The organism is Sphaerisporangium sp. NPDC049002, from assembly GCF_040649355.1.
In the GTDB taxonomy this organism is placed as follows: domain Bacteria; phylum Actinomycetota; class Actinomycetes; order Streptosporangiales; family Streptosporangiaceae; genus Sphaerisporangium.
Genome location: NZ_JBEZFH010000302.1, coordinates 1 through 6,666 on the forward strand (window position 1 = coordinate 1; position 6,666 = coordinate 6,666).

2 protein-coding genes are annotated in these 6,666 nt (G+C 61.9%); both read left to right on the forward strand.

Annotated elements, in window-relative coordinates; all coding sequences use genetic code 11:
* Positions 1–654 precede the first annotated feature (654 nt).
* The gene (locus tag AB0B89_RS33825; protein ID WP_358561005.1) at positions 655–5,427 is read left to right on the forward strand and encodes a type ISP restriction/modification enzyme; all 4,773 of its coding nucleotides are present in this window, start codon (positions 655–657) and stop codon (positions 5,425–5,427) included.
* 169 nt (positions 5,428–5,596) lie between these two features.
* Positions 5,597–6,247: an HAD family hydrolase gene (locus AB0B89_RS33830; RefSeq protein WP_358561008.1), complete on the forward strand. Its 651-nt coding sequence runs from the start codon at positions 5,597–5,599 to the stop codon at positions 6,245–6,247.
* Positions 6,248–6,666 lie beyond the last annotated feature (419 nt).

Consider the following 6,666-nt stretch of genomic DNA (forward strand, 5'->3'; position numbering starts at 1 on the left):
CCGGCCTGGTCACCTTCACCACGACCAGCGGCGGGGGCGGGGGCACCACGGGGTGCGGGGTCGCCGTGACGATCGCTCACTTCGGATCACGCCATATGTGGTCGGGGCGATCGGCTGCCGCGGCCCTCGTTCCTCAGGCCTTGCCACCGGGCAAGGGGGTGCGGCTTGCGGCAGTATCCGCCACAACCGCACGTTAGGCAGCGTCGATACCATCTATCCCGGTCCCGAATACGTGAGCAGAGGGCTCGTTGCCTACGAAACACGCGAGTTCAGCGGGTCGATTTCATCTCCGATCACCTTCGCGGGAGAGCACAGCCGCCAGCACAGATCACGGTCGGCCAGCCGGGGTAGCTGCGATTCTTCTGTCGGTCTGGGCCAGCAGGGTTCCATGCTGAACGACTATCCCTTTCCTGTCCATCTGCGACTTATGGGGCGATTTTGGTGTCCCCGCGATCATCCCCGCACTGTTTTGTCAATGATTCGACTTGTCCGTATGAGGACTGGCATTTCCTTACTTAACGGTCAACCTCCGCGTGCCTTGCAGCGTCTTTTTCCGGCAAGGACCGGGCGCGCGAGGGTAGGAATCGGACATTGGTGACAAGTATTAAAGAAGTTCTTGAAAAGCTATATATTTCCTCGACCAGTGGGCGGGACATGGGGGATAAGTTCGAGCGACTGGTTGCCGCCTACCTGCGTACGGACCCCTCGTGGTCCAGCCGGTTCAGCAAGGTCTGGCTCTGGAACGACTGGCCTGGACGGGCCGGAAAGCCTGACACCGGCATCGATCTCGTCGCCCAGGAGCGCGAGACGGGCGCCTTGGCGGCCATCCAGTGCAAGTTCTACGGCCCGAGCCATACTCTACAGAAAAGCGACATTGATTCGTTTTTCACCGCATCCGGCAAGGATGGCTTCTCTTCGCGCCTTATTGTGTCCACAACGGACAAATGGAGCAAGCATGCGGAAGATGCCCTAAGGGGCCAGCAGATCCCCGTGACGCGTCTGCGGGTGCAGGATCTGGATGAGTCGAGCGTCGACTGGTCGCAGTTCAGCCTTGATGCCCCCGAGGTGATGAAGCGCAAGGACAAGAAGGACCTGCGCCCTCATCAGAACCTCGCATTGAACGCGGTGCGTGAAGGCTTTCTGTCTCACGCCAGGGGCAAGCTCATCATGGCGTGCGGTACGGGCAAGACGCTGACCTCGCTCCGCATCGCCGAGGACCTCGTCCCAACGGGCGGCAGCGTTCTCGTACTGGTCCCCTCGATCTCCCTGCTCTCCCAGACGTTGAAGGAATGGACCACAGAGGCCAAGGTGCCGTTGCGGCCGTACGCCGTGTGCTCCGACACCAAGGCGGGCAGCCGGAGCGACAACGAGGACATCTCTCCGTACGACCTCGTCTTCCCCGCCACGACCGACGCCGTCAAGCTGTACACCCAGATCACCGGTGGAGGTCCCCGAGGAAAGATCACGGTCATCTTCTCCACCTACCAGTCGTTACCGGTGGTTGCCGAGGCCCAGCGAAAGGGTCACCCCGAGTTCGACCTGGTCATCTGCGACGAGGCCCACCGCACCACCGGTGTCACCCTGGCCGGCCAGAACGAGTCGAACTTCGTCAAGGTCCACGACCAGCAGTACCTGAAAGCCGCCCGGCGCCTGTACATGACCGCCACCCCGCGCCTGTACGACGACAGCAGCAAATCTCAGGCGGAAGACGTCTCCGCGGTGCTCGCGTCCATGGACGACGAGACCCTCTACGGGCCGGAGTTCCACCGCCTGGGCTTCGGCAAGGCCGTGGATCAGGGGCTCCTCACCGACTACAAGGTCCTCATCCTCACCGTTGATGAGGGCGTGGTCGCCAAGACCCTGCAGGAGGGCTTCGCCGGCGGCGGGTCTGAGCTGGCCCTGGATGACGCGGCAAAGATCATCGGCTGCTGGAACGCGATGGCCAAACGGACCGGAACCTTCGCCGACGGTTCTGGATTCGCCGAGGGCGAGGAGCCGATGAAGCGCGCCGTCGCCTTCGCCCGCTCCATCAACGACTCCAAACAGATCGCGGACCGGTTCAACGACATCGTCGACGCCTACGACGGCGCCGATGATGACGTGCTCCGCTGCGAGGTCGACCACGTCGACGGCACGTTCAACGCCCTGGAACGCAGCAGGAGGCTGGACTGGCTGAGGCAGGACCCTGGCCCGGCCAAGGCCCGGATCCTGTCCAACGTCCGTTGCCTGTCCGAAGGTGTCGACGTCCCGAACCTGGACGCGGTCCTTTTCCTGCACCCCCGCAACTCCGTGGTCGACGTCGTCCAGTCCGTCGGCCGCGTGATGCGCCTCGCGCCTGGCAAGAAGTACGGCTACATCATCCTGCCCGTCGCCATCCCCGCTGGAATGCCGCCGGAGAAGGCACTCGCCGACAACAAGCGCTTCAAGACGGTCTGGGAGGTCCTCCAGGCCCTGCGCGCCCACGACGACCGCTTCAACGCGACGGTCAACCAGATCGACTTGAACAAGAAGAAGCCTGACAACAAGATCGGCATCGGCAGTATCGGCCCCAACGACGAATCGGTCGGAGGCGCGGACGGTTCCGGCACCGCCGAGAGCGACGAGGCCGCCAAGAATAGGGAAGCCCAGAACGCACAGCACATCCAGGACGCGCTGTTCTCCATCAGCGACTGGCGCAACGCGATCTATGCCCGCATCGTCGAGAAGGTCGGCGAGCGTCATTACTGGGAGAAATGGGCGAAGGACATCGCCCAAATCGCCAACCGCCACGTCACCCGCATCAAGGCCGCCCTAACGATTTCCGAGAAGAGGGCCGCCTTCGAAGAGTTCGTCGGCGAACTGCGCTCGAACATCAACCCGGGCGTCGGCGAGGCCGAGGCCGTCGACATGCTCGCCCAGCACATCATCACCAAACCCGTCTTCGACGCCCTATTCAAGGACTACGGCTTCGCCGAGCACAACCCCGTCTCCAAAGCCATGCAGCTAATGCTCGACATCCTCGACGACCAGGGAATGGACGCCGAGACCAAGACCCTGGAAGGCTTCTACGACTCGGTGAGAGTCCGCGCCGAGGGCATCGACAACCACGAGGGCCGGCAGCGCGTCATCATCGAGCTGTACGACAAGTTCTTCAAGACCGCCCTGCCAAAGACCGCCGACGCGCTCGGCATCGTCTACACCCCGGTCGAGGTCGTCGACTTTATCATCCGCTCCACCGAACAGGCCCTGGCCAAGCACTTCGGGCGATCCCTGTCCGACGAAGGTGTTCACATCATTGACCCCTTCGTCGGCACCGGCACCTTCCCGGTACGCCTCCTCCAGTCCGGCCTGATCGAGCCCGAGGACCTGCAGCGCAAGTACGCGAGCGAACTGCACGCCAACGAGATTGTGCTCCTCGCCTACTACATCGCCACCATCAACATCGAGGCCGCCTTCCACGACCTCGCCGGTGGCGAGTACCGGCCCTTCGAGGGCATTGTCCTCACTGACACCTTCCAGCTCGCCGAGGGCGCCGCCAAGCTCGATGGGATGGAGGTCCTGGAGGGCAACAGCGAGCGCGCGAAGAAGCAGAAGACGCAGGACATCACCGTCGTCGTTGGTAACCCGCCGTACTCGGTGGGACAGGACAACGCCAACGACGACAACCAGAACCTCAAGTACGAGGTGTTGGACGAGCGCATCAAGCACACGTACGCGGCGCGCTCCACCGCCACGAACAAGAACTCGCTGTACGACTCCTACATCCGGGCCATCCGATGGGCGTCGGATCGCATCAAGGACGAGGGAATCGTTGCGTATGTCTCCAACGGCGGCTATATCGACGGCAATACCGCGGATGGACTGCGCAAGTCCCTGGCTGAAGAGTTCGATGCGATCTACTGCTACAACCTGCGAGGCAACCAGCGAACGGCCGGTGAGCAGTCCCGCAAGGAGGGCGGCAAGATCTTCGGCTCCGGCAGCCGAAACACCGTCGCCATCCTGATCCTAGTTAAGGGTGGCAAGGACTCCGGTGCGGGCACCGGGTGCGCACTGCACTACCGGGACATCGGCGACTACCTCAGCCGCGAAGACAAGCTCCGCATCGTCGGCTCTCAGAGCCTTGACACAGTGAACTGGCAGCCGATCACGCCGAACGCGCATGGGGACTGGACTGAGCAGCGGGACGAGCTATTTGCAAGGTTCTGTGCTCTCGGAGACAAGACGGCCAAAGGCCAGAATGTGGCCATCTTCGAAATCTTCTCTCCTGGACTCCAGACCAACCGGGATGCTTGGGTCTACAACTACTCCCAGCGGCGAGTCAGTGAGAACGTCGAGTCGATGATCCACGTCTATAACGAGCAGGTCAGCGGCTTCAATAAGCACTGCAAGGCGGCAGGCATCGCCAGCCCCAAGACCACTGACGCCGAGGTGTTCATCGACCGCGATCCCAAGCGGATTAGCTGGTCGTCAAGTCTGGTCTCTAAACTGACACAGGGCAAGAAGATCACATATTACGCCAACCATGTGGTCAACAGCACGTATCGGCCTTTCAGTCGACAGGCGGTTTACTTCGACCGGGATCTCAATCACCGTCCTGGCAAGTTGGAACAGATGTTCCCGACGTTCGAGACGGAGAACTTCGGTTTCTACGTCACGGGTATGGGGTCCGACAAGCCCTTCTCGGTCCATGCTGTCGACCATCTTCCCGATCTGGCGTATTGGGGTTCGAGTAACGGCCAATTTTTCCCACGCTACACCTACCGCGAACTCGGCCAAGGGGACGACCTCTTCGCTGCCTCTGAGGAGGACAGCGGCTACGAGCGCATTGACAACATCACCAATGCGGCCGTTTCCGCCTACCGCAAGGTGTACGCCAACTCCGCGATCACCAAAGACGAAATCTTCTACTACACCTACGGCCTGCTCCACTCGCCCGAGTATCGCGACCGCTTCAGGGCCGACCTTAAGAGGTCCCTCCCCCGCATCCCCAAGGTGCGTGACTTCCACGGCTACGCCGAGGCAGGCCACAAACTCGCCGACCTGCACATCCACTACGAGCGGGCCGAGCCGTACAGGGGCATCGTCGAGACCGTCTCTGGAAGCGTGACTGGTACCCCCCATCGCGAGTTGTACCGCATGGCTAAAATGAAGATCCCCAAAGTGAATGGGAAGCCGGACCGCTCGACCATTATCTACAACAACCGGGTCATACTCACCAACATCCCTGAAGAGGCGTACCGCTACCAACTCGGCGCCCGCTCAGCAATTGAGTGGATCATCGACCGGTATCAGGTAAAGGTCGACAAGGACTCCGGCATCATCAACGACCCCAACGACTGGTCTGACGATCCGCGCTACATCATCGACCTCCTCAAGCGGATTGTGACGGTCAGCCTGGAGACGATGAAAATCGTGGATCAGCTCCCACCTCTGGAAATCTTGGAGTAGTCGCGCACCACAGATAAACAGGCCCGGATCGCGGCTGTGGTCAAACGGCGGTTCGGGGTGTCTTACACGCTGGGCGGGGCGTGTTACCTGCTGCACCGGCCCAGGCGGGGCTGGCAGGCGCCCCGCCTGGCGGGCTGCCGAGCGTGACAACTTTCATAGGGTGATTGCCGTGCAACCACTCGCGCTCTTCGACCTGGACAACACGCTCGTGAACCTGGACGAGGCTTTCCACGTGTGGGCCGGAGAGTTCACAGACGAGCACGATCTTGGGCGCGAGGCGGTTGACTGGCTGCTTGCTCTCGACCGGGCCGGCTACCCGCATCGTGAGGTCTTTTTCACCAAGATTCGGGACCGCTTCGCCTTGCCGGAGCCGGCCGACGAGCTGTGGAGCCGCTACCGTCAGCGCATGCCGTACCTCGTTCACTGTCGACTCGAGGTGCTAGAGGGACTGGCACGGCTACGCGCGTCCGGTTGGCGGGTGGCGATCGTCACCAACGGAACCGCGGACAACCAGCTAGGCAAGATCCAGCGGACGGGGCTGGCTGAGGCCGTGGACGCCTACGCGCTCTCCGGAGTCGAAGATATCCGCAAGCCCGACAGCGGTCTGTTCGAGATCGCAGCCAAGCGCTGTGGCGCGGTTCTCGCCGACGGGGGATGGATGGTCGGTGACCACCTCGTTGCGGACATCGGTGGAGGGCGGGCCGCGGGTCTGCGCACGATCTGGATTGATCGCGGCACCTGGTCGAGCGACGATCACGGCGCGGATCACGTGGTTTCCGACGTGATCGAGGCCATGGAAATACTTCGGTCGTGGCAGTAGCCGTAGGCCCGCGTCGCGCCTGGTGGGACGTCTGCTGTACAGCAGCCACGTACAGCAACACAGCCTTACGAGGGCGAACGCGAATAGACGTCATCACACGCTTGAGCTGGCAGAGGAAGCGTTGGCCTTGATGCCGCACTTCGTTCGCATCGAAGTGGTCAGCGCTGTGGCGATCTTTCACTTCGCCTCTCATCGGCAGTGGTGGGCTTCCTTTGCCAGGCCCCGCAGTGTGACTATTTGACTGGGCGAGCAGCACTGACAGCAATGTCCCCGCGTCGACGCGACTGATAACGGAGGCTCGATGCAGCCCGGCCGCATAGGCTAGGTCACGTCCAGCGGAGTGGTGTATGAGTTGATCTCTGCGTGATCCTGTTTCTGCAGGTTAAGCGGTTAGTGTCTGCGGCTTCGGGTTTTGCTGG